Source organism: Providencia rettgeri, assembly GCF_013702265.1.
GTDB classification, from domain to species: Bacteria; Pseudomonadota; Gammaproteobacteria; order Enterobacterales; family Enterobacteriaceae; genus Providencia; species Providencia zhijiangensis.
The window spans coordinates 2,167,718-2,189,610 of record NZ_CP059348.1 but is presented as its reverse complement, the minus strand read 5'-3'; the positions used below and the strand labels follow the sequence as shown (position 1 = coordinate 2,189,610).

The 21,893-nt window shown below is 43.8% G+C and carries 19 protein-coding genes; 11 read left to right on the top strand and 8 right to left on the bottom strand.

The features are described 5' to 3' along the window. Positions 1–30: 30 nt before the first annotated feature. The gene (gene cobO, locus H0913_RS10065) at positions 31–621 is read right to left on the bottom strand and encodes a cob(I)yrinic acid a,c-diamide adenosyltransferase (RefSeq protein ID WP_154603742.1); all 591 of its coding nucleotides are present in this window, start codon (positions 619–621) and stop codon (positions 31–33) included. Positions 622–644: 23 nt separating this feature from the next. Further along, a complete protein-coding gene (locus tag H0913_RS10060) occupies positions 645–1,406 on the bottom strand; it encodes a YciK family oxidoreductase (protein ID WP_181477199.1) in 762 nt (253 codons plus the stop codon). 178 nt (positions 1,407–1,584) lie between these two features. Here H0913_RS10060 and sohB point away from each other — a divergent pair, with 178 nt between their 5' ends. Further along, positions 1,585–2,631: a protease SohB gene (gene sohB, locus H0913_RS10055; RefSeq protein WP_181477198.1), complete on the top strand. Its 1,047-nt coding sequence runs from the start codon at positions 1,585–1,587 to the stop codon at positions 2,629–2,631. 94 nt (positions 2,632–2,725) lie between these two features. Here sohB and H0913_RS10050 read toward each other — a convergent pair whose 3' ends face one another. Continuing rightward, positions 2,726–2,983: a DUF2498 family protein gene (locus H0913_RS10050; RefSeq protein ID WP_154603744.1), complete on the bottom strand. Its 258-nt coding sequence runs from the start codon at positions 2,981–2,983 to the stop codon at positions 2,726–2,728. 287 nt (positions 2,984–3,270) lie between these two features. Between H0913_RS10050 and topA the strand changes: the two genes are divergently transcribed. Both topA and sodC read left to right on the top strand, forming a co-directional pair. Further along, positions 3,271–5,889, top strand: coding sequence for a type I DNA topoisomerase (topA, locus tag H0913_RS10045; RefSeq protein ID WP_181477197.1), 2,619 nt, complete (start codon positions 3,271–3,273; stop codon positions 5,887–5,889). Positions 5,890–6,214: 325 nt separating this feature from the next. Next, positions 6,215–6,748, top strand: a complete 534-nt coding sequence (sodC, locus tag H0913_RS10040) for a superoxide dismutase family protein (RefSeq protein WP_154603746.1) — start codon at positions 6,215–6,217, stop codon at positions 6,746–6,748. Positions 6,749–7,076: 328 nt separating this feature from the next. On the opposite strand, the gene H0913_RS10035 is transcribed toward sodC, so the two are convergent. Next, on the bottom strand, positions 7,077–9,110 hold the full coding sequence (locus H0913_RS10035) for a M13 family metallopeptidase (protein WP_181477196.1): 2,034 nt from the start codon (positions 9,108–9,110) through the stop codon (positions 7,077–7,079). Positions 9,111–9,399: 289 nt separating this feature from the next. Between H0913_RS10035 and cysB the strand changes: the two genes are divergently transcribed. From cysB to H0913_RS10020, 3 genes are all read left to right on the top strand, one after another. Continuing rightward, positions 9,400–10,374 carry an HTH-type transcriptional regulator CysB gene (gene cysB, locus H0913_RS10030; protein ID WP_154603748.1) on the top strand — a complete coding sequence of 325 codons (975 nt, stop codon included), beginning with the start codon at positions 9,400–9,402 and terminating at the stop codon, positions 10,372–10,374. A 93-nt stretch (positions 10,375–10,467) separates the two neighbouring features. Continuing rightward, positions 10,468–13,140 (top strand): aconitate hydratase AcnA, encoded by a 2,673-nt coding sequence (gene acnA / locus H0913_RS10025; RefSeq protein WP_181477195.1) that lies wholly within the window; start codon positions 10,468–10,470, stop codon positions 13,138–13,140. Positions 13,141–13,343: 203 nt separating this feature from the next. Further along, the gene (locus tag H0913_RS10020; protein WP_154603750.1) at positions 13,344–13,793 is read left to right on the top strand and encodes a hypothetical protein; all 450 of its coding nucleotides are present in this window, start codon (positions 13,344–13,346) and stop codon (positions 13,791–13,793) included. 93 nt (positions 13,794–13,886) lie between these two features. Here the strand turns inward: H0913_RS10020 and hemB are convergent, their stop codons facing one another. Both hemB and ribA read right to left on the bottom strand, forming a co-directional pair. Next, positions 13,887–14,864, bottom strand: coding sequence for a porphobilinogen synthase (hemB, locus tag H0913_RS10015; RefSeq protein ID WP_181477194.1), 978 nt, complete (start codon positions 14,862–14,864; stop codon positions 13,887–13,889). A 247-nt stretch (positions 14,865–15,111) separates the two neighbouring features. Beyond that, complete coding sequence (gene ribA, locus H0913_RS10010) at positions 15,112–15,708, bottom strand: GTP cyclohydrolase II (RefSeq protein ID WP_036956569.1); 597 nt, start codon at positions 15,706–15,708, stop codon at positions 15,112–15,114. 246 nt (positions 15,709–15,954) lie between these two features. On the opposite strand from ribA, the gene H0913_RS10005 reads away from it, so the two are divergent. The 5 genes from H0913_RS10005 (at position 15,955) to yciH (ending at position 19,422) form a co-directional block, all read left to right on the top strand. Continuing rightward, positions 15,955–16,665 (top strand): phosphatase PAP2 family protein, encoded by a 711-nt coding sequence (locus tag H0913_RS10005; RefSeq protein ID WP_181477193.1) that lies wholly within the window; start codon positions 15,955–15,957, stop codon positions 16,663–16,665. Between the two features lie 154 nt (positions 16,666–16,819). Continuing rightward, positions 16,820–17,137 carry a LapA family protein gene (locus tag H0913_RS10000; RefSeq protein WP_006659765.1) on the top strand — a complete coding sequence of 106 codons (318 nt, stop codon included), beginning with the start codon at positions 16,820–16,822 and terminating at the stop codon, positions 17,135–17,137. Between the two features lie 6 nt (positions 17,138–17,143). Then, positions 17,144–18,316 carry a lipopolysaccharide assembly protein LapB gene (gene lapB / locus H0913_RS09995; protein ID WP_154603752.1) on the top strand — a complete coding sequence of 391 codons (1,173 nt, stop codon included), beginning with the start codon at positions 17,144–17,146 and terminating at the stop codon, positions 18,314–18,316. Between the two features lie 45 nt (positions 18,317–18,361). Continuing rightward, positions 18,362–19,099 (top strand): orotidine-5'-phosphate decarboxylase, encoded by a 738-nt coding sequence (gene pyrF / locus H0913_RS09990; protein WP_132495989.1) that lies wholly within the window; start codon positions 18,362–18,364, stop codon positions 19,097–19,099. Then, positions 19,096–19,422, top strand: coding sequence for a stress response translation initiation inhibitor YciH (yciH, locus tag H0913_RS09985; RefSeq protein ID WP_154603753.1), 327 nt, complete (start codon positions 19,096–19,098; stop codon positions 19,420–19,422). Before pyrF ends, yciH begins: the two co-directional genes overlap by 4 nt. Before the next feature lie 81 nt (positions 19,423–19,503). Here yciH and osmB read toward each other — a convergent pair whose 3' ends face one another. Beyond that, on the bottom strand, positions 19,504–19,710 hold the full coding sequence (osmB, locus tag H0913_RS09980) for an osmotically-inducible lipoprotein OsmB (RefSeq protein ID WP_006659769.1): 207 nt from the start codon (positions 19,708–19,710) through the stop codon (positions 19,504–19,506). 227 nt (positions 19,711–19,937) lie between these two features. Next, on the bottom strand, positions 19,938–21,881 hold the full coding sequence (locus H0913_RS09975; protein WP_154638440.1) for an exoribonuclease II: 1,944 nt from the start codon (positions 21,879–21,881) through the stop codon (positions 19,938–19,940). Positions 21,882–21,893 lie beyond the last annotated feature (12 nt).

Sequence of the window (21,893 nt, the reverse complement as noted above, 5' to 3'; positions counted from 1 at the left end):
TGTGGCAGCTAACGAGTATGTTGCCAGTGGCTACCAATCAATCCCTTTTTGCGCTTTGATCCCCGCATCAAAGGCATGTTTAACAGGGCGCATTTCTGTCACCGTATCGGCAAAATCTAATAGATCACGGTGGCATCCTCGACCCGTAATAATGACGGATTGATTTTCAGGGCGGCAACTTAATGCATTCATTACTTCAGCAAGAGGAAGATAATGGTAACTGACCATGTAGGTTAGCTCGTCTAGGATCACCAAGTCATATTGAGGGTCTTGCAATAATTCCACTGCATGCTGCCAAGTTTCAAGGCAAGCTTGTGTGTCAGTCTGCTTGTTTTGCGTTTCCCAAGTAAACCCTGTGGACATCACATAAAAGGGGACGCCGTGAGGCTCTAAAAGATTGCGTTCGCCATTGTCCCAACCCCCTTTAATAAACTGGACAACTGCCACTTTTTTGCCATGACCGACAGCGCGACAAGCGGTGCCAAATGCTGCCGTCGTTTTTCCTTTTCCATTGCCAGTGAAGACAATCAGGATCCCGCGCTCCAACTGGGCGGCTTCAATTCGCTCATCCACTTTTTGCTTTAAACGTTGTTGGCGTTCTTCGTGTCGGTCTTGGCTCATGGTTTGCTCCGTTTCAGTCGATTTTAAGCTTTAATCGGTTTTAAATTGGGCTGAGCGTCCACGCTGGTTCCTGTTTGCTCGGCGCTATCATCACCCATTAAGTATAGATAAGTCGGCATAATATCGGCAGGTGTTTTTAAGGTCATTGGATCTTCACCGGGTGCAGCGCCTGCACGCATAGCGGTACGGGTGCGCCCAGGATTAATGCAGTTAATGCGTAATCCAGAGCCTTGGTACTCATCGGCTAAGACTTGCATTAAACCCTCAGTTGCAAATTTTGAAACGGCATAAACGCCCCAATTAGCGCGCCCTTGTTTACCGACACTTGAACTGGTGAAAATCAACGATGCGCGAGGAGCTTTTTCTAGTAAAGGAAGTAATGCTTGTGTGAGCATAAAGCCCGCATTGACGTTAACTTGCATGACGTCATGCCAGAGTTGAGTGGGTTGCTCGCTGATTGGTGCGATATTTCCTAGCAAGCCAGCGCTATGTAATACACCATCTAAATAAGGGTGTTGTTTGGCAACATCGTCAGCGATAACTTGGCAAGTTTCGTCAGTTGCAGTCAGTAAATCAATCACATAGGTTTCTACGGATGCGCCGGTAGAGTCAATAATTTGCTGTTTAACCGCGTCTAATTTTTGCGGGTTACGGCCTAATAAAATGACAGAGGCGCCAAAGCGTGCATACGTTAATGCTGCTTCTTGACCAATCCCGTCGGTAGCGCCAGTAATTAAGATAGTTTTACCATTTAAAAGATCTTGTCTAGGCTGATAATGAAGCATAATTTTTCCTATCGTCATGAGTCGCGTTGAAGGTTATCATCGCGTAGATTGCACGGGAGGGCAATTTACCACATTTGTTTCATGTCTGTGGTTATTGATAACAGTTTTTTTACTGGTTGTTTATGAACAATCATGCGATCATTTTTTTATTAGCGTTAAATATTAGAAGGATCAACTTGTGGAGTATTTTTCTTTGTACGGACTGTTTTTAGCAAAAGTGGTCACTATTGTGGTCGCCATTGCTGTGATTGCAGTATTTGTATTTGGCGTAGGTATGAGACGTCAAGGAAGTAAAGGCACGTTAAAAATTACTGACCTAGGTGAAAGTTACCGTGAACGCCAACGTCAAATGCAGCAGATCAAAATGAATGATTCTGAGCAAAAAGCGTGGTCAAAGGCATTTAAAAAGCAGGAAAAAGCCAAGTCTAAAAATGAGAAAGCCGGGGCGAAAATGGGGCAAACAGCCGTCAAAAAGCCTTGCTTATATGTCTTAGACTTTAAAGGCAGTATGGATGCACGTGAAGTTAGCTCTTTACGTGAAGAAATCAGTGCAATTCTGGCAGTTGCGGATCAACAAGATGAAGTTTTACTACGTTTAGAAAGCCCAGGTGGTTTAGTCCATGGCTATGGCTTAGCAGCTTCTCAGTTGATGCGATTGAAAGAAAAAAATATCCCGCTAACAATTGCAGTTGATAAAGTTGCGGCAAGTGGTGGCTATATGATGGCGTGTATCGCGAATAAAATCGTTGCGGCACCGTTTTCTATTATAGGCTCTATTGGTGTTGTCGCTCAGGTTCCAAATATTCACCGATTATTGAAAAAACACGATGTGGATGTGGAATTGCACACAGCAGGGGAATATAAACGTACTCTGACGATGCTTGGCGAAAATACAGAGCAGGGGCGTAAGAAATTTGTTGAAGATCTGAATTCAACTCACGAACTGTTTAAAGACTTTGTTCATCAAAATCGTCCATCTCTTGATATTGCAGCGGTGGCAACAGGCGAATATTGGTATGGAACGCAAGCGCTAGAGAAAGGGCTCGTTGACCAAATTGGTGTTAGTGATGATTTGATCATCAATGCAATCGAAACCAAAGAAATTATCAGCATCCGTTTTGTGATGAGCAAGAAAATGGTAGAGCGCTTTACCAGTAGCGCTGCAGAGAGTGCGGATAAGCTATTATTACGCTGGTGGCAGCGTGGGCAAAAGCCGCTTTTATAAAAAAGCCATAATGTTCACTGAATATTCATGACACAATATTTATGTTGAACTACCCTTAAAAATACCGGCTATAAAAGCCGGTATTTTTTTATGACTATTCTGATTCTTGCAGTCGGTACTTATCAGAAAATAGGTGCGCCAAATGCTTATACATATTAAAAGCTGCTGGACTTTTTAGGGATGGGATCCCGTTTTCATCAAGGAAGAATTCGCCTTTGAAAACTAAAACATCGCGATGTTGCTCGACATTATCCACGAACATGCCATCAAGGTACTCATCGTGGTTTTTGATGATTTCGTTGGCTTTTTCAAGCAGTTCTTGCTTTGAAATAGTTTGAATCTCATTGTTCATAGAATGCCTCTCTTGAAAAAATAATTGGTTGCTTCTAGCATTTTATCAGGTACAGTGTGTGTTTTTCAATGCGGCTAAACTGCATTATGTGGTTAAAATCAGTCAACTAGAGCAATTTGTATGCTTTACAAAATAATGTGACTGATGGATAAAATTCGTTTCGTTACAAATTATTGTGCGAAAAAATATTGATATATTGTGATTCTGTCGCAATATAAAAAAGAGATTCTCATTTTGCGCATTTGAATAGAAAAATGCGCCTTCGTTGATAGTAGGTAAAGGTAAATATGGGTAAAGCTCTTGTTATAGTGGAGTCCCCGGCAAAAGCCAAAACGATCAATAAGTATCTTGGCAGTGGCTACGTTGTAAAAAGCAGCGTTGGCCACATTCGTGATCTGCCGAAAAGCGGCTCTGGTTCACAATCCGGCTCACCAAAGAGTACAGGCTCATCTACCGATAAAGCAAAGACCGACAAAACAAAGAAAGTTAAAAAGGATCCGCAAGAAGCGTTAGTTAAACGCATGGGGATCGACCCTTATCATGGTTGGAAAGCGAATTATCAAATTCTGCCGGGCAAGGAAAAAGTGGTTTCTGAATTAAAAGCGTTAGCCGAAGATGCTGACCACGTCTACCTCGCGACGGACCTTGACCGCGAAGGGGAAGCTATTGCGTGGCACTTACGCGAAGTGATCGGTGGTGATGATTCTCGTTTTAGCCGAGTGGTGTTTAACGAAATCACTAAAAATGCAATTACTCAAGCATTTGAAAGTCCGGGCGAATTGAATATCGACCGTGTTAATGCTCAGCAAGCTCGTCGCTTTATGGACCGTGTTGTTGGGTATATGGTCTCTCCATTATTATGGAAAAAAGTGGCGCGCGGATTATCTGCTGGACGCGTACAGTCCGTCGCAGTAAGACTTATTGTTGAGCGTGAACGTGAAATTAAAGCGTTTGTTCCTGAAGAATATTGGGAGCTCCATGCGGATTTAGCGGATAAAAACGCCGTTAACTTACGTTTAGAAGTGACTTCCCAAGCGGGGAAAGCCTTTAAACCTGTTAATAAAGTCCAAACGGAAGCAGCGGTTAAATTACTGGAAAAAGCACGTTATCAAGTAATTGATCGTGAAGATAAACCAACGTCCAGTAAACCAAGTGCACCGTTTATCACGTCGACACTCCAACAAGCGGCGAGCACTCGCTTAAGCTTTGGTGTGAAGAAAACTATGATGATGGCTCAGCGCTTATATGAAGCGGGTTACATCACTTATATGCGTACGGACTCAACGAACTTGAGCCAAGATGCAGTGAACATGGTACGTGGTTATATTTCCGATAACTTTGGCGCTCAGTATTTGCCAAAAGACGCCAACGTTTACACCAGTAAAGATAACTCCCAAGAAGCGCACGAAGCTATCCGCCCATCCAGTGTTGATGTATTACCTGATTCACTGAAAGACATGGAAAATGATGCGAAGCGCCTCTACCAGTTAATTTGGAATCAATTTGTTGCATGTCAAATGACCCCAGCAAAATACGACTCCACCACATTAACGGTGAAAGCGGGAGATTTCGAATTAAAAGCCAAAGGCCGTACGTTACGTTTTGATGGTTGGACAAGAGTCATGCCAGCACTACGTAAAAATGACGAAGATAAAACATTACCTGCGATTCAAGTGGGTGCTGAATTATCATTGCTGGAATTACTACCAAGCCAGCACTTTACTAAGCCACCAGCGCGTTTTAGTGAAGCTTCTTTGGTTAAAGAATTAGAAAAACGTGGTATTGGTCGCCCATCGACGTATGCGGCAATCATTTCAACGATCCAAGATCGTGGCTACGTAAAAGTGGAAAACCGCCGTTTCTATGCGGAAAAAATGGGTGAAATCGTTACAGACCGTTTAGAAGAAAACTTCAACGACCTGATGAACTACGACTTTACCGCTCGCATGGAAAACCAGCTAGATCACGTTGCGAATCATGAAGCAGAGTGGAAAGCGGTGTTGGATGAATTTTTCTCTGACTTCAGCAAGCAGCTTGATGTCGCAGAAAAAGATCCAGAAGAAGGCGGCATGCGTACCAACCCAATGGTGATCACTTCGATTATCTGTCCTGACTGTGAACGTCATATGGGAATTCGTACCGCATCCACAGGGGTATTCTTAGGCTGCTCTGGCTATGCATTGCCACCAAAAGAGCGCTGCAAGAAAACCATCAATCTTATCCCTGAAGATGAAGTATTAAACATCCTCGAAGGCGACGATGCAGAAACTAACGCCTTAAGAGCAAAACGTCGTTGTCCAAAATGTGGCACTGCGATGGACAGCTACCTGATTGATAATGGTCGTAAATTGCATGTGTGTGGTAACAACCCAGCATGTGAAGGCTATGAAATCGAAGAAGGCGAGTTCCGCATCAAAGGTTACGATGGTCCGGTGATTGAGTGTGATAAATGTGGTTCTGAAATGCACCTGAAAATGGGACGTTTTGGGAAATACATGGGTTGCACCAACGAAGAGTGTAAAAATACCCGCAAGATCTTAAAAAGCGGTGAAATTGCACCACCGAAAGAAGACCCAGTACCGTTACCTGAATTACCGTGTGAAAAATCGGATGCTTATTTTGTGTTACGAGATGGTGCAGCTGGCGTATTCCTCGCTGCAAACACCTTCCCGAAATCAAGGGAAACACGTGCGCCATTAGTCGCAGAACTGCAACGATTTAAAGACAGACTACCGGAAAAAATGGCGTACTTAGCGGAAGCACCAGCACAAGACGAAGAAGGCAACCCAACAGTGGTTCGCTTTAGCCGCAAGACAAAACAGCAATATGTTTCGTCCGAGAAAGATGGCAAGGCGACGGGGTGGAGTGCGTTTTATGTGGATGGGCAATGGAAACCCAAAGAGTAATTATTCGTCATATTTCGCGTGATAACGGCGTTGGCGTCACTTGGCTACTCGGGTCACATACTCATGTATGCTCCCCGAGATATCCGCGCTAGCCGCCTTGTTCTAACGCGAACTATTTAGAATAATAGTTTGGAATTCTGTAACGAAGTTCAAAATAAAAGCCAAAGCCAAATCTGGAATCAAATAGAAGAGCCCTCTGGGCTCTTTTTTTATTCATAATTCGATAGCTCTCACATAACAAAAGCAGTAATCGCCCATTTTCATTCATTTATTATGCTAACGTTTAGCTTAAGGATAATAATCACAGTGAATGACTGGAGGCAGTATGAAGTTCAAATTATGTTTATTAGCGGCACTATTCACAACTAGCGCAGCGTATGCGGCACAAACCACGGTAGAGTTGAAAGAAGCGACAGCCAAAGGTGAGGGTAAAGCTATTGGTGAAGTGGTGATTTCTGAAACTGAATACGGATTACTCTTCACGCCTAAACTCTCAGGCTTGCAAGCGGGTGGCGTGCATGGTTTCCATGTACATGAAAACCCAAGTTGCGAACCGGGTGAAAAAGACGGTAAAACCGTACCAGCATTAAAAGCGGGCGGACATTTAGATCCAGCCAAAACCGGGGTTCACAAAGGACCTTATGACAAAACAGGCCACCTCGGAGATTTACCGGGCTTAGTGGTTGATAGCCAAGGTAATGCTACCTACAGCGTGTTAGCGCCAAAATTAAAATCCTTGAAAGATGTCCAAAACCGCGCACTGATGGTGCATGCGGGTGGGGATAATTATTCCGATCATCCAGAGGTTTTAGGCGGTGGTGGGGCTAGGATGGCTTGCGGCATCATTCCTTCGTCATAATTCGCACCGTAGCTGTGTTGGCTACACTCACTAACCCTAGTCACATACTTGTGTATGTTCCTAGGGATTAGCTCATTTGCCGCCTTGCTACAGCACGAATTATTTAGAAGGAAGTTTCTGGAGTATAATTCGCGTGATAACTGCGTTGGCGTCACTTGGCTACTCGGCTCACATACTTTTGTATGCTCCCGGAGATATCCGTGTTAGCCGCCTTGTTCTAATACGAATTATTTAGAATGAATGGCAATGTTATCGGTCATAAAAAGACTTAAATAGAAAAAGCCTCTTATCCAAGAGGCTTTTCAACGTTATCTTACCGATTAATCAATCACCAAATCTTAATTCGTTTCTCCGGCTCGAGGTATAGGGCATTATCCTTATCAACGCCGAAGGTGGTGTACCAATCATCGATATTACGGACAACACCATTAGCGCGGAACTGATTTGGACTGTGTGGATCGGTGAGGATCTTGTTGCGCTCAGATTCCTTATTCGACAACTCCTGCCAGGTTCTGGCCCAGGAAATAAAGAAACGCTGCAAGCCAGTCATACCATCAATAATCGGAGGCTCGCCATTTGGGTAGTTCTCTTTAGCAAATTGCTTATAGGCGCTTAGCGCGATATTTAAGCCACCTAAATCACCGATATTCTCGCCGAGGGTCAATTCACCATTCACTTTCTGGCCATCGACGGTAAAGCCATTATATTGATCCACTAACTTGGCCGTTTTCTCTTTAAAATGGGCTTTGGCACTGTCGCTCCACCAATTGCGTAACTGGCCTGTGCCATCATATAAGCTGCCTTGGTCATCAAAACCGTGGCCCATTTCATGACCGATTACTGCCCCGATGGCACCGTAGTTATAAGCAGGATCCACATTTGGGTCGAAGAATGGTGCTTGTAAAATAGCCGCAGGGAACACAATTTCATTTTGCACTGGATTGAAATACGCATTGATGGTTTGCGGTGTCATACCCCATTCCCATTTGCGGACAGGTTGACCAATTTTGCTCATGGCATCGTTGTATGACCACGCTTCCATTTGCTTATAGTTATCCATCAACGTATTTGGTTTCAAATTAACGCTACTAAAATCATTCCATTTATCAGGGTAGCCGACTTTAACCGTAAACTGCTCTAATTTTTTCAGCGCTTCTTGGCGGGTGGGTTCATCCATCCAATCATTATCTTTCAGGCGTGCATTAAAGGTACCGCGCACATAACTGACTAAATCTTGGATTTTTTCTTTAGATTGTGGATTGAAATATTTCTCTACATAAATCTGTCCGAGAGGCTCACCTTGCAGGGAATTGACCGTTTGAAGTGCACGTTCTTGACGAGTCCGCTGTTTTTCAACGCCATTGAGTTTTTTCGAATAAAAATCAAAGCGTGCATCAGATAAGGTTTTGTTCAGATAACTGGCATGGTCGTTCACGTACTGGAACGTTAGATAATCTTTCAAGACTGAAACCGGGGTTTTGGCAAAAATCTGCGCCGTTTTTTCTACCGCCGTATCATTCTCAACCACCACTTTCGCCAGTTGCTGATCGGTTAACTTCCAGTGCTGAATAAAGCTATCCCACGCAAAACCATCGGTAAATTTCTTCATTTCAGCGAGGGTCATAGGGTGATAATTTTTGATGGTGTCACGGCGAGCTTCTGGGCTCCAATGTACTTCAGCAATGGATTTTTCAAGGTCGAAGATCTGCTGCGCTTTTTTCTTAACGTCTTTTTCGCCGGCTAATTTCAAGATAGTCGCAATATACGCAATGTAGTTTTTGCGGATCTCTTTCATTTGCGGGGTATCGTCAAGGTAGTAATTACGATTAGGTAACCCCAGCCCACCTTGACCAAGATACAGAATATACGTATCTGGCGCCTTGGCGTCCAAATCCACCCAATAAGAGAGCACGGAGGTATAACCCGGCAGCGTCATCAGACGGCTAATATCATTATGATCTTTGGCTTTAGCAATGGCCGCTAAGTCGGATTTGATTGGCGTTAAACCCGCTTTTTCAATGCTGGCCTCATCTAAATAACTCAAATATAAGTTACGAATATTTTTCTGATTATGATCCAAGCTGCTCTCAGGGGCTTGCTTTAATTCATCGATAATCGATTGAGTTTGCTTTTCGGTACTTAAATACAAATCCACGAAAGAGTTAATTCGTGGCATGCCCGTTGGGATTTTCGCTTTATTAATCCAATCATGGTTAACGTACTGGTAAAAATCATTACCCGGTACGATGGTGTCAGATAACACGATTTTTTGCTGGCCGTAAGATAGCTCTTTTGCTAATAAGTGAGGCGCAAAGGATAGGGTTGATAAACCGACCATCAGGGCTAAAACTTTTATACGCATCTAGATAACCTCTCTGTAGTCTAAATAGGATGCTCACCGCAAAAATGGAAATAAAATTCGTATGCTAATTATTCAAGCATAGTCGAAGAAAAAAATAATCTGACTTTGCAATACCTTACTTGGGTGCCGTCTTTTTTTCACAGCAAGATGAAATAATATCATCATACTGTTTATTCTCATTAGTTTGATGTTATATTGGTTATATATAAATTAAACAATATTACTTTTTGTTATATGTAATGTTTTTTAGCTATAGCAGAAATGATTTCCTGTAAGAGGTGGAGCGAGTATGAAGTTACAGCAACTGCGATATATTGTTGAAGTGGTGAATCACGACCTGAATGTTTCATCGACAGCAGAAGGGTTATTTACTTCCCAACCAGGGATCAGTAAACAAGTCAGAATGTTGGAAGATGAGCTAGGCATTCAAATTTTTGCGCGTAGTGGTAAGCATTTGACGCATGTGACTCCAGCCGGTGAGGAAGTGGTACGCATTTCCCGTGAAGTGCTCTCCAAAATTGAGGCCATCCGCTCTGTCGCCGGTGAGCATACCATTCCTGATCGCGGTAGTTTAAAAATCGCCACGACGCATACCCAAGCTCGTTATGCCTTACCACCGGTGATTAAAACCTTTATTGAACGTTATCCTCATGTTTCCTTGCATATGCAGCAAGGCTCGCCAACCCAAATCGCTGAAGAAGTTTGCAAAGGGAATAGTGATTTCGCTATCGCAACAGAAGCGCTCCATCTGTACAGCGACCTTATTATGTTGCCATGCTACCACTGGAACCGTTGTGTGATTGTCCCTAAAGGGCACCCTCTGACCGAGAAAAAGAATGTTACGATTGAAGATATTGCAGAATACCAAATTGTGACGTACACCCACGGGTTTACTGGGCGTTCAGAGCTGGATGTCGCATTTCAAAAAGTGGGCTTAGAACCCAAAATTATTTTCACTGCCACAGATGCGGATGTGATCAAGACCTATGTGAAGCTCGGTTTAGGGATTGGCATTATCGCCAGCATGGCGGTGGATCCTGAGGTGGATAAAGATCTCGTGGTTATCGATATGCGCGATAAGTTTAGTTACAGCACCACGAAAATCGGTTTTAAGCGTACCAGTTTCCTGCGTAGCTATATGTATGATTTTATTTGGCGTTTTGCCCCGCATCTCACGCGTGATGTGGTGGATAAAGCCATTGCCTTGCGTAACAACGAAGATATCGAAGAATTTTTCAAAGAAATTGAGCTTCCTATTCTTTAATTGGCACAAAATCTATAGAGGAAATGATTATGAGGACTATGATTAATAATACTGCGTAAAAAAATAAGGTGATAAAAACGCCAAGGAGGAGTTATGTCGTTGAGTTTAAAAACAAACAGTGCAGCAACACTGAATGTCGGTAACAAACAGTATAATTACTTCAGTCTTGCCCTTGCAGAGAAACAATTAGGCAGCGGGGCGAGACTTCCTAAATCCCTCAAAGTTCTACTCGAAAACCTACTGCGTCATATCGACGGTAAATCCGTCGTAGACGCCGATCTCCAAGCCATTATCGATTGGCAAAAAAACGCCCATGCAGATAGAGAAATTGCTTATCGTCCTGCGCGGGTGCTGATGCAAGACTTTACCGGTGTTCCCGCGGTTGTCGACCTTGCGGCCATGCGTGAAGCTGTCAAATCCCTTGGTGGTAACGTTAATCAAGTTAACCCGTTATCTCCCGTCGATTTAGTTATTGACCACTCAGTAATGGTCGATGAGTTTGGTAATTCCCAAGCGTTTGATGACAACGTCGAAATCGAAATGAAGCGTAACCACGAACGCTACCTATTTTTACGTTGGGGACAAAAAGCGTTTAACCGCTTTAGGGTGGTACCGCCGGGAACGGGGATTTGCCACCAAGTTAACCTTGAATACCTCGGTAAAGCGATTTGGCATGAAGAGGTTGACGGAAAATTAGTTGCTTATCCCGATACTTTGGTTGGAACTGACTCTCACACCACCATGATCAACGGCCTTGGGGTATTAGGCTGGGGCGTTGGCGGAATTGAAGCAGAAGCCGCGATGCTGGGGCAACCTGTTTCCATGCTGATCCCCGATGTGGTGGGCTTCAAGCTAACCGGTAAATTAGCAGAAGGGATCACCGCGACAGACTTGGTATTAACCGTCACTCAGATGCTACGTAAGCATGGTGTGGTGGGTAAATTTGTTGAATTCTATGGGGATGGATTAGCCGACCTGCCATTAGCCGATCGCGCGACCATTGCCAATATGTCACCAGAATATGGGGCAACCTGCGGCTTCTTCCCTATAGATGAAATTACCCTTGCGTATATGAAACTGACAGGGCGTGAAGATGATGAAATCGCGCTGGTGGAAGCGTACAGCAAGCAACAAGGTTTATGGCGCCATCCAGGGGATGAACCGATTTTCACCAGTACCTTAGCACTGGATATGGGGACGGTCGAATCGAGCCTTGCGGGGCCTAAACGTCCACAAGACCGCGTTGAACTGAGCCAAGTTCCGAAAGCATTCCAAGGTGCTGTGGATTTAGAGCTGAATAAACAAGATAAGCACGCGCATCCTAGCGTGAATTTTCAAGGGCAGGAATTCGACCTTACCGATGGTGCGGTAGTGATCGCTGCTATCACATCCTGTACCAACACCTCTAACCCTAGCGTATTAATGGCGGCAGGCTTACTGGCGAAAAAAGCGATAGAAAAAGGGCTTTCTCGTCAGCCATGGGTTAAGTCTTCTCTCGCGCCGGGTTCGAAGGTCGTGACTGATTACCTCGCGCTAGCGGGATTAACCCCTTATCTTGATCAACTGGGCTTTAACCTTGTGGGGTATGGTTGTACGACCTGTATTGGTAACTCCGGTCCGTTACCTGCACCAATTGAAGAGGCGATTAAGCAATCTGATCTGACGGTTGGAGCTGTGCTTTCAGGTAACCGTAACTTCGAAGGGCGCATTCATCCGTTGGTAAAAACCAACTGGCTGGCATCACCGCCACTCGTCGTTGCCTATGCACTAGCGGGCAATATGCACGTTAATTTAAAAACCGACCCTTTAGGTGTGGATAAACAGGGGCAGCCTGTCTACTTGAAAGATATCTGGCCATCCAGCGCGGAAATTGCCAGCGCGGTTGAGAAAGTCAAAACCGATATGTTCCATAAGGAATATAACGCGGTTTTTGAAGGGGATGAAGCTTGGCGTGCGTTGGATGTTGAAAGCTCGTCAACCTACCATTGGCAAGGGGATTCAACCTATATTCGCCATCCACCATTCTTTGAAAACATGCCTGCGCAACCTAAGCCTGTCGCTGATATTCACGGGGCAAACATTCTCGCTATTCTCGGAGATTCTGTGACGACTGACCATATTTCTCCGGCAGGGAATATTAAGAAGGAAAGTCCAGCGGGGCGTTATCTCCAAGAGCACGGTGTGGCGGTTGCGGATTTTAACTCTTACGGTTCTCGTCGTGGTAACCATGAAGTCATGATGCGTGGCACGTTTGCCAATATTCGTATTCGTAATGAAATGGTGCCGGGTGTAGAAGGTGGCTATACCTTACATATTCCAACAGGCAAACAGATGGCTATCTTTGATGCGGCGATGCTGTATCAGCAACAAAAACACCCGTTAGCCATTATTGCAGGTAAAGAATATGGTTCAGGCTCTAGCCGCGACTGGGCAGCAAAAGGCACTAATTTATTGGGTGTTCGTGTGGTGATCGCTGAATCCTATGAACGTATTCACCGTTCTAACTTAATTGGTATGGGGGTGATTCCATTAGAATTTACAGGTGGCGAAACGCGCAAAACCCTTGGTTTAAAAGGTGATGAGCGTATTGATGTTGCCGGTTTGCAGTCTCTGACACCAAGTCAAAATATCACCGTCAAAATTACATATGGTGATGGTAAAGTGAAAGAGGTGAATACTCGTTGCCGCATCGATACGGCAACTGAAATGGAATATTACCGACACGGTGGGATCTTGCATTATGTGATCCGCCAAATGCTCAATTAATCTATGTTTATGGCGCCTGCAGAATTTTGAGTATATTCAAAGCTCTTGTGGGCGTTTTTTCTTTATTAACGCTTAATATTGTTATTTCTCAAGTTTTTTAGCCAGTTTCTCAGTTATTGTGATAGTCAGTATTCAGAAAAAGCTCAGTAGTTTGATGGAATGAAGTGACCGCATTTATCGAAAATAGCGTAAAGGAAATCAATATGGCAAATATCAATGAAACTGATTTTTTCAAGGGTGCATTATGGGCGGCAGACATTCTATTAAGCACTTCACATTGTGCGGGGGCGAATGACGAAGTTCGTGACATTTTAGAACATATTCCGAATCTCTATTCGGTTGTAATGAGAACCCCAGAAACCGAAGTCCATGATTTAAGATTATATGCAGATAAAGAGTTCCCATTAGGCTTGAATGCCGAGTACACCGCAATTTCTATTGCACCTCTAAAAGATTTCTTTGATATTTTGCCTGTCACTGATCACGAACTTGATTGTGAAGCCATGGATATCGAAACGTGGGGCGTCGTTGCTAACCTTGCAAATGGTAAAAAAGATCTTCTGATTGCAGGGCTACTGACCCCAGAAACAGCTCAAATGTATGCAGACCGTCTATCCGAGCAGCTAGAATTTCAACAAAAAAAGGCGAGTTAACGCTCGTATCGTTGAATAAATAAGCGGAAATGAACAAAAACGCCAATACTGTATTTATATCCAGTATTGGCGTTTTGTTATCTTAAAGAGAGATTACAGGATCTTATTTTCAGCTAATTGCAGGGCGAAATAAGTAAAGATTAAATCGGCTCCCGCGCGTTTAATGGCCCCTAAGCTTTCTAATGTGACGCGAGTTTCATCAATGGCGCCTGCTTGCGCGGCAAATTTGATCATGGCGTATTCACCACTGACTTGATAAGCCCCAATAGGTAATTGGGTGCATTCACGTAGGTCACGGATAATATCTAAATATGCACCCGCCGGTTTGACCATCAGCGCATCTGCGCCTTCTTGCATATCAATTAGTGATTCGTGCAACGCTTCACGGCGGTTCATTGGGTTCATTTGGTAAGTTTTACGGTCACCTTTTAAACATGAACCTGCTGCATCACGGAATGGGCCATACAGCGCGGAAGCGAACTTCGTGGAGTAAGACATAATCGCCGTATCGGTAAATCCGGCTTCATCAAGTGCATGGCGAATTGCGGCAACTTGCCCATCCATTGCAGCTGAAGGAGCGATAAAGTCAGCACCCGCACGTGCAGCAGCAACGGCTTGCAGACCTAAATTATGGATAGTTTGGTCGTTATCAACCACGTCACCGTGCATCACACCGCAGTGACCGTGAGATGTGTATTCGCAGAAACAGGTATCTGACATCACAATCATTTCTGGGACGGTCTCTTTACAGATACGAGACATACGCGCTACCAGACCATTGTCTTGCCATGCATCGCTACCATTTTCATCTAAGTGATGAGACACACCGAAGGTCATGACCGACTTAATGCCCGCTTTTGCAATACACTCAATTTCATAGGCTAAGCGTTTTTCTGGAATACGCACAACGCCTGGCATACTCGCAATCGGTGCGTAATCATCTAAGCCTTCTTCGACGAAAATAGGCAAACACAAGTCATTGATGGAGAGGTGGGTTTCTTGGAATAGGTCGCGGAATTGTTCACTTTTACGCAGTCTTCTCATGCGCTGGATGGAATGCAGGTTATTCACACTATCTCCTTGGTAGACGAAAAATAGACATTTCCCATTCGGATTATTATGTGGGAATGTTCAACTCTTATTTTTCGATGTATTTAATAATGAATGGGATTAAGTTGCGAACAGTATAAACCTTATAAAAAGAATGTGAATATATCACTCGTCAATTGTTATAGATTCGATTGTTATGATGAAAATGGGAATTAAGGCAAGAATAATAGGAAGAGCAAGGGATGCTCTTCCTGATTGAGAAGGGTAATTATTGGTGCTTAAATAACATATGACCCATTTTTTGTGCTTTCACATCTAAATAATGTTCATTGCTAGGATTTCGTCCAACAATTAACGGCACACGTTCAACAACGTTGATACCTGCTTCACGCATAATATCAATTTTTTTCGGGTTATTAGTCAGTAAGCGAACTTCATTAATGCCTAATAATTTATACATATCAGAACACAGGGTAAAATCACGTTCGTCGGCTTTAAACCCTAATTTTAGGTTAGCTTCAACGGTATCTAATCCTTGGTCTTGCAATGCATAAGCACGGATTTTGTTCAGTAACCCAATATTACGACCTTCTTGACGGTGATACAGCAGTACCCCTCGGCCTTCTTCACTAATTTGCTTGAGCGCAGCTTCTAATTGAAAACCACAGTCACAACGTAAACTAAATAATGCATCGCCGGTTAAGCATTCGGAATGAATACGACTGAGTACTGGCGTTGCGCCTGTAATATCACCAAAAATCAGTGCGACATGGTCACGACCTGTTGCAATTTCTTCAAAGCCTACCATTAGGAATTCACCGAAAGGGGTAGGTAGTTTGGCTTCGGCAATACGTTTTAGCTGCATATTTTCTTTCATTAGTTAAAGTAACTCTTGCTGAATTAAACACGTAAATCGATATGGAACTAAAGTTATATAGCCATCAAAACCATATAGTCACTAAAGTTAAATATATCGATACTATATGACGTTTGCATATAGAGTCCGGCATTCTTTGCACACAGCCGACGCTATACTACTATAACAGAGATATTTGCAGGCCATGTAAAAATTGTTAATTAGGAAATAATTAAAACGTAAGGAATATTCTAGATGAGAAAGAGTGCCTACCTTATCGCAATAAGTGTCATTTTTTTGTTATTACCGCCGATAGTTATGATAGCCACAGGCTGGCAGTGGTCTCCTGAGCATCAGCCCTCGATGAAATGGTTACTTTGGCTGACGGATAGCGCAGGATTGCCTTATAGCTATGTGACGTTTGTATTTTTAACTCTTTTAACGTTAATCGTTTTTCGTCATAAGCGGAATCAATGGCTGAAGTTGCTGGTGGTTATCACGTTATGTATTCTCGGTGCGCAAGGGGTGAAATCCTTCATGAAAAGCACCTTCCAAGAACCGCGTCCTTATGTGGTATGGCTGGAGAAAACGTATCAAATTTCCCATCAGGAGTTTTATGATTTAAAACGCGGGGAGCGAGCGGATTTAATTAAAAATACCGTGAAGTCGAACTCGCTGATCCCTAAATGGCAGCGTAAACATTGGCAGGCAGAAACGGGCTATTCTTTTCCATCTGGTCACATGTTCTTTGCGGCGGGATGGGCATTGCTGTTAATGATGCTGTTTTGGCAACAACGTCAATATGCCTTGGGTCTCGTTATATTATGCTGGGCACAGGGGATCGGCTTAAGTCGGATGCTACTCGGGATGCATTGGCCAATTGATATTATTGCCTCCACGCTGATTAGTGGGCTTTTCGCACTGTTAGGTTACTGGATATATCAATCTCGATTCTTAGAGAAATGAATTTAACGCTAATCGGATTATCATGATGAAAAAGGGCGGTTTTTAGTGCGAATACACTTGGCAGGCGAATAATTTACTTTGTCTGAATGCGCTGAAAATGCTACCTTATCAGCGATATGTTTTGGAACGATAAGAACTGATAACGGGAAAAAATGTGAAATACTTTCTGATTTTATTACTAGCGGTCGCCGTTTTTATTGTGTCGATTACGCTAGGTTCAAGCAATGATCAGGTTATTACATTTAACTACCTGATTGCAAAAGGGGATTTTTCTTTATCTTCCTTACTTGCAACCTTGTTTGGTGTCGGTTTTGTGCTGGGGTGGCTGGTGTGTGCGGTGTTCTATTTGCGCACCATTGTTAGCCTTAAAAATGCACGTCGTAAAATTAGACGTTTAGAATCACAATTGGGTGCTGGAGAGAAAACTATTTCTGACTCAACCGAATTAGTGACAGCTCAGAACAAGGAATAATCCTCAATGTTCGAGTTGCTTTTTCTGTTGCTACCTGTTGCCGCTGCCTACGGCTGGTACATGGGGCGCAGAAGTGCTCAGCAAGATAAGCAGCAGCATGCAAATCGCTTGTCCCGTGATTACGTGACAGGCGTGAACTTCCTATTATCTAATCAACAAGATAAAGCCGTTGATTTATTCCTCGAAATGCTCAAAACGGAAGACAGCTCCGCCTTTGAAGCTCACCTAACGCTAGGTAACTTATTCCGTTCTCGTGGCGAGGTTGAACGCGCGATTCGAATTCATCAGTCGCTGGTGGAAAGTGCGGCGCTCTCTTTTGAACAACGTTTATTAGCCACTCAACAACTTGGTCGTGATTATATGACCGCGGGTGTGTATGACCGCGCCGAAAACATGTTCCAGCAATTAACCGATGAAGTGGATTTTAAACAGAGTGCACTGCAATCTTTGTTATCGATTTATCAGTTAACCAGTGATTGGGGCAAAGCCATTGAAACGGCAACCAAGCTGGTGAAATTAGGCGCGGAAGAGCTACGGGAACAAATCGCCCATTTCTACTGTGAGTTAGCGACTCAAGAATTGGCGAGTGATGATATCGACGAAGCCTTAAGCCTATTAAACAAAGGCGAGCAAGCGGATAAAAACTGCGCACGCGTTTCGATTATGAAAGGGCGTATTTTTATCGAGCAAGGCAATTATGATAAAGCGATTTCTGCCTTAGTACAGGTTTATCATCAAGATAGAGAACTGGTGTCTGAAACGTTGCCAATGCTGTATGAATGTTATCGACACACTGGGCTGGCGGAAGGCTGGGAAACCTATTTACGTCAATGTGTTGATGGAAATACAGGCGCCATTGCTGAGCTTTATCTCGCCGATATTATCGTTGAAAAACAGAATCACGAAGCGGCTGCTAGCTATATCAATGACCAAATTCAGCGTCATCCAACCATGCGTTTATTCTACCGTTTGATGGATTACCATCTGGCGGAGGCAGAAGAAGGCCGAGCCAAAGAGAGCTTGATTTTGCTACGTAAAATGGTGGGTGAGCAAATTCGTACTAAGCCGGATTACCGTTGCCACAAATGTGGTTTTACCTCCCGTTCGCTCTATTGGCACTGTCCATCTTGTCGCTCTTGGGACACCATCAAGCCAATTCGCGGGCTGGATGGTCAGTGACAGTGTCACTTTTAATTTCTGACAATACTCAATAAAGGCTATGAAATGATCTCCTCAACTGAGAACCTCGTTCGCGTAAACACTGACTCGCCTATCATTGTGGCTCTAGACTATGAAACTGCGGATGCCGCACTCGCATTTGTTGATAGGATTGACCCGCGCGACTGCCGATTAAAAGTGGGCAAAGAAATGTTCACATTTAATGGTCCTCAATTTGTTAAGTCACTCCATGACCGTGGTTTTGATGTTTTTCTGGATCTTAAATTCCATGATATTCCAAATACGGTTGCTCGCGCTGTTTCTGCAGCGGCAGAAATGGGCGTTTGGATGGTCAACGTTCATGCTAGCGGTGGTGCACGAATGATGGAAGCTGCACGCCAAGCTCTTGAAAGCTACGGTAAAGACGCTCCTTTATTAACGGCTGTCACCGTATTAACCAGTATGGATGCCTCAGATTTAGCGGGTGTTGGTATTAACTTAACGCCGGCAGAGCATGCTGAGCGTTTAGCGCTGTTAACTAAGCAGTGTGGTCTTGATGGTGTCGTGTGCTCAGCACACGAAGCAAAAGCGCTAAAAGCAGTATGCGGGCAAGAATTCAAGTTAGTCACGCCAGGTATTCGTCCTGTAGGTAGCGAAGTGGGTGACCAGCGTCGTATTATGACCCCACAACAAGCGATTGAAGCGGGTGTCGATTATATGGTAATTGGGCGTCCGATCACCCGTAGTGAAGACCCAGCGCTGACCTTACAACAAATTAACCAGTCCATTAAGGATATCGCATGAGTGACGCTAACAGCCGTCTAGTCTATAGCACGGATATTGGCCGCATTGAGGAAGAAAAACCGAAAGCCGAGCGCCCGAAAGGCGATGGTATCGTGCGTATTCGTCGTGAAACATCTGGTCGTAAAGGCAAGGGTGTTTGTGTTGTGACAGGCTTAGATCTGGATGATGCTGAACTGGCAAAACTAGCCGCTGAATTGAAGAAAAAATGTGGTTGTGGCGGTGCAGTAAAAGACGGTGATATCGAGATCCAAGGCGATAAGCGTGACTTGCTGAAGCAATTATTGGAAGCCAAAGGTTTTCAAGTTAAATTGGCAGGTGGTTGATTAGTAGTATTTAAGAAATAACCATCCTAATAAAAATGGGGGAAATTATTCCCCCATTTGTCATTAAAGCGTGTGTTAAATTTACTTCTTCACTTGATGTCCAATAATCCCGCCGATAGCCGCGCCACCTACTGTGCCCAGTGCGCTTCCATCCGTTAATATTGCGCCTCCAACAGCACCGACAGTCGCTCCAATCGCTGTGTTTTTATTCTGTTTTGACATATTTGAACAAGCACTGAGACCCAGTGCCACCGTTGCGATAATGACAAAAGAGAGGATGCGTTTCATGATGTTTACTCCAACTTATTTTTTATAATGATAATTACGTATCAGCATATAGCCGAATTAAAATATCATGAAAAAAGAATAGGCGGATCGGAATAATCAGAAAGAAATGTCAAGAAACGTTAGATGTTTAACATTAAATGCTAACTCATTCATATTGAATGTATTTTGACCATATAAAAAAGACCATCATTTGAGTGATGGTCTTTTTAATACGAAATGGAGAATGACTACGCGGCTGGGCGAGCCACGATATTACGGGTTTCCATACGCACTTCAGCGATATTAACATCAATAATATCGTTTAATTGATAGGCTTTTTCGCCTTTAATCAGCACGCTACCAGTCTCTTGGCTGCACTGAATTTCATCACGAACACTATGCAGGAATGGTGCAGGAATAAAGGCAACGGCGCCATTATCCACTAAACGCACACGCACACCACCGCGAGTAATATCGATAATTTCCGCAGGGAACTTGGTGTCAGTACCTTCAAACGGTTTTAGGTAGCGGGAATATAGCCAATCACCCACATCACGCTCAGCCATACGGTTAGCACGGCGGCGTTCTGCCAGCTTAAGGGATAACTCTTCGCTTGGTTTTTCTGGCGTTGGAGCACCCGCAATAATCGATTTCAGCAAACGGTGGTTGACGATATCGGTGTATTTACGAATTGGCGATGTCCATGTGGCATATGCATCAAAACCTAAACCAAAGTGAGGGCCCGGATCCGCTTTGACTTCCGCAAAGGTTTGAAAACGACGAATACGACTGTCTAAGAATTGAGTCGGCTGTGAATCCAAGAGGCGGCGTAATTGACGGAAACCTTCAAGGGTTAATAGCTCTTCACCTTTTGCTTCGATGCCATTATCTTTCAAGGTCTGAACCACTTGTTCGATTTGCAGCGGTTCAAAGCCCATATGGACGTTAAATACACCGAAACCTAATTTGTTTTTCAGTACGTTAGCCGCACATAAGTTAGCGGTGATCATCGCTTCTTCAACAATGCGGTTTGCGGTACGACGGCTTTCTGAGACGATATTCACCACGTTGCCATTTTCGTCTAAAACAAAGCGGTAATCCGGTCTGTCTTTGAAGACTAAGGCATTATCATGGCGCCATTGTAAGCGCTTATCTGCCATCTCTTTTAATAGCAGGATTTGCTGAGTGTCGGCATCAGACTGTGGTTTCCAAGAACCCGTTTCTTCTAACCAATCAGAAACTTCGTCATAAACTAACTTAGTTTTCGATTCAACCCACGCACTAAAGAACTCAATATTGCTATCAATTGAGCCGTCTCGCAGGATTTGCGTAACGCAAACCAGAGCAGGGCGACGAGCATTTGGACGCAGTGAACATAAATCATCAGACAGCTGGCGAGGCAACATTGGAATGTTGAAGCCTGGAAGGTAGTTAGTGAATGAACGGGCTAATGCCAGTTTGTCTAACTCACTGCCTTCTTTGATATAACTGGTTGGGTCGGCAATCGCGATATACAGTTTCAGGTTGCCTTCGGCGGTTTTTTCGATATACAGTGCATCATCCATATCTTCAGTGCTTGCACTGTCGATGGTGACAAAGTGAAGGTCAGTTAAATCAATACGCTCTAAGCCTTCATCATCACGCTCACTTTCCACCATAGCAGGTTCAGCGCGATCTAATTGGTGACGGCGTAACGTTACCCACCACGGTGCAAAATGGTCATCACCGAAGGTAATATATTCTGTAATTTCTGCGTAGAAACCTTTGTCGCCTTTTAATGGATGGCGACGCATTTCTGCGACAACCCAGTCACCTTGCTTAAATTCATGAGTGATACCATTGATTGGGCGACAAGAAATGGCATCTTTTAGCAGTGGATGATCGGGAATAACGAACAGGCGATTGTCGTTATCTTTCTTCTGAATTTTACCAACAAAACGGTTAAGGAATGGCTCGATAAGCTCTTCAGGCTCAGCAAATTCACGGTCTTTATCCGTATGAACAGCAGCAGAAATTCTATCCCCGTGCATCACTTTTTTCATTTGCGGAGGTGGAATGAAATAGCTTTTTTGTCCATCGACTTCTAAAAAGCCAAAGCCTTTTTCAGTGCTTTTCACCAGACCTTCGACGCGAGGTGTTTTGGCGTGCAACGTTTGTTTGAGTTGCGCTAATAATGGGTTGTCTTGAAACATACTTACCGTTTA

Coding starts and splice junctions, on each gene's coding strand:
- cobO (WP_154603742.1), bottom strand. CDS start 621: ATGAGCCAAGACCGACACGAAGAACGCCAACAACGTTTAAAGCAAAAA.
- H0913_RS10060 (WP_181477199.1), bottom strand. CDS start 1,406: ATGCTTCATTATCAGCCTAGACAAGATCTTTTAAATGGTAAAACTATC.
- H0913_RS10050 (WP_154603744.1), bottom strand. CDS start 2,983: ATGAACAATGAGATTCAAACTATTTCAAAGCAAGAACTGCTTGAAAAA.
- topA (WP_181477197.1), top strand. CDS start 3,271: ATGGGTAAAGCTCTTGTTATAGTGGAGTCCCCGGCAAAAGCCAAAACG.
- sodC (WP_154603746.1), top strand. CDS start 6,215: ATGAAGTTCAAATTATGTTTATTAGCGGCACTATTCACAACTAGCGCA.
- H0913_RS10035 (WP_181477196.1), bottom strand. CDS start 9,110: ATGCGTATAAAAGTTTTAGCCCTGATGGTCGGTTTATCAACCCTATCC.
- cysB (WP_154603748.1), top strand. CDS start 9,400: ATGAAGTTACAGCAACTGCGATATATTGTTGAAGTGGTGAATCACGAC.
- acnA (WP_181477195.1), top strand. CDS start 10,468: ATGTCGTTGAGTTTAAAAACAAACAGTGCAGCAACACTGAATGTCGGT.
- H0913_RS10020 (WP_154603750.1), top strand. CDS start 13,344: ATGGCAAATATCAATGAAACTGATTTTTTCAAGGGTGCATTATGGGCG.
- ribA (WP_036956569.1), bottom strand. CDS start 15,708: ATGCAGCTAAAACGTATTGCCGAAGCCAAACTACCTACCCCTTTCGGT.
- H0913_RS10005 (WP_181477193.1), top strand. CDS start 15,955: ATGAGAAAGAGTGCCTACCTTATCGCAATAAGTGTCATTTTTTTGTTA.
- lapB (WP_154603752.1), top strand. CDS start 17,144: ATGTTCGAGTTGCTTTTTCTGTTGCTACCTGTTGCCGCTGCCTACGGC.
- pyrF (WP_132495989.1), top strand. CDS start 18,362: ATGATCTCCTCAACTGAGAACCTCGTTCGCGTAAACACTGACTCGCCT.
- yciH (WP_154603753.1), top strand. CDS start 19,096: ATGAGTGACGCTAACAGCCGTCTAGTCTATAGCACGGATATTGGCCGC.
- osmB (WP_006659769.1), bottom strand. CDS start 19,710: ATGAAACGCATCCTCTCTTTTGTCATTATCGCAACGGTGGCACTGGGT.
- H0913_RS09975 (WP_154638440.1), bottom strand. CDS start 21,881: ATGTTTCAAGACAACCCATTATTAGCGCAACTCAAACAAACGTTGCAC.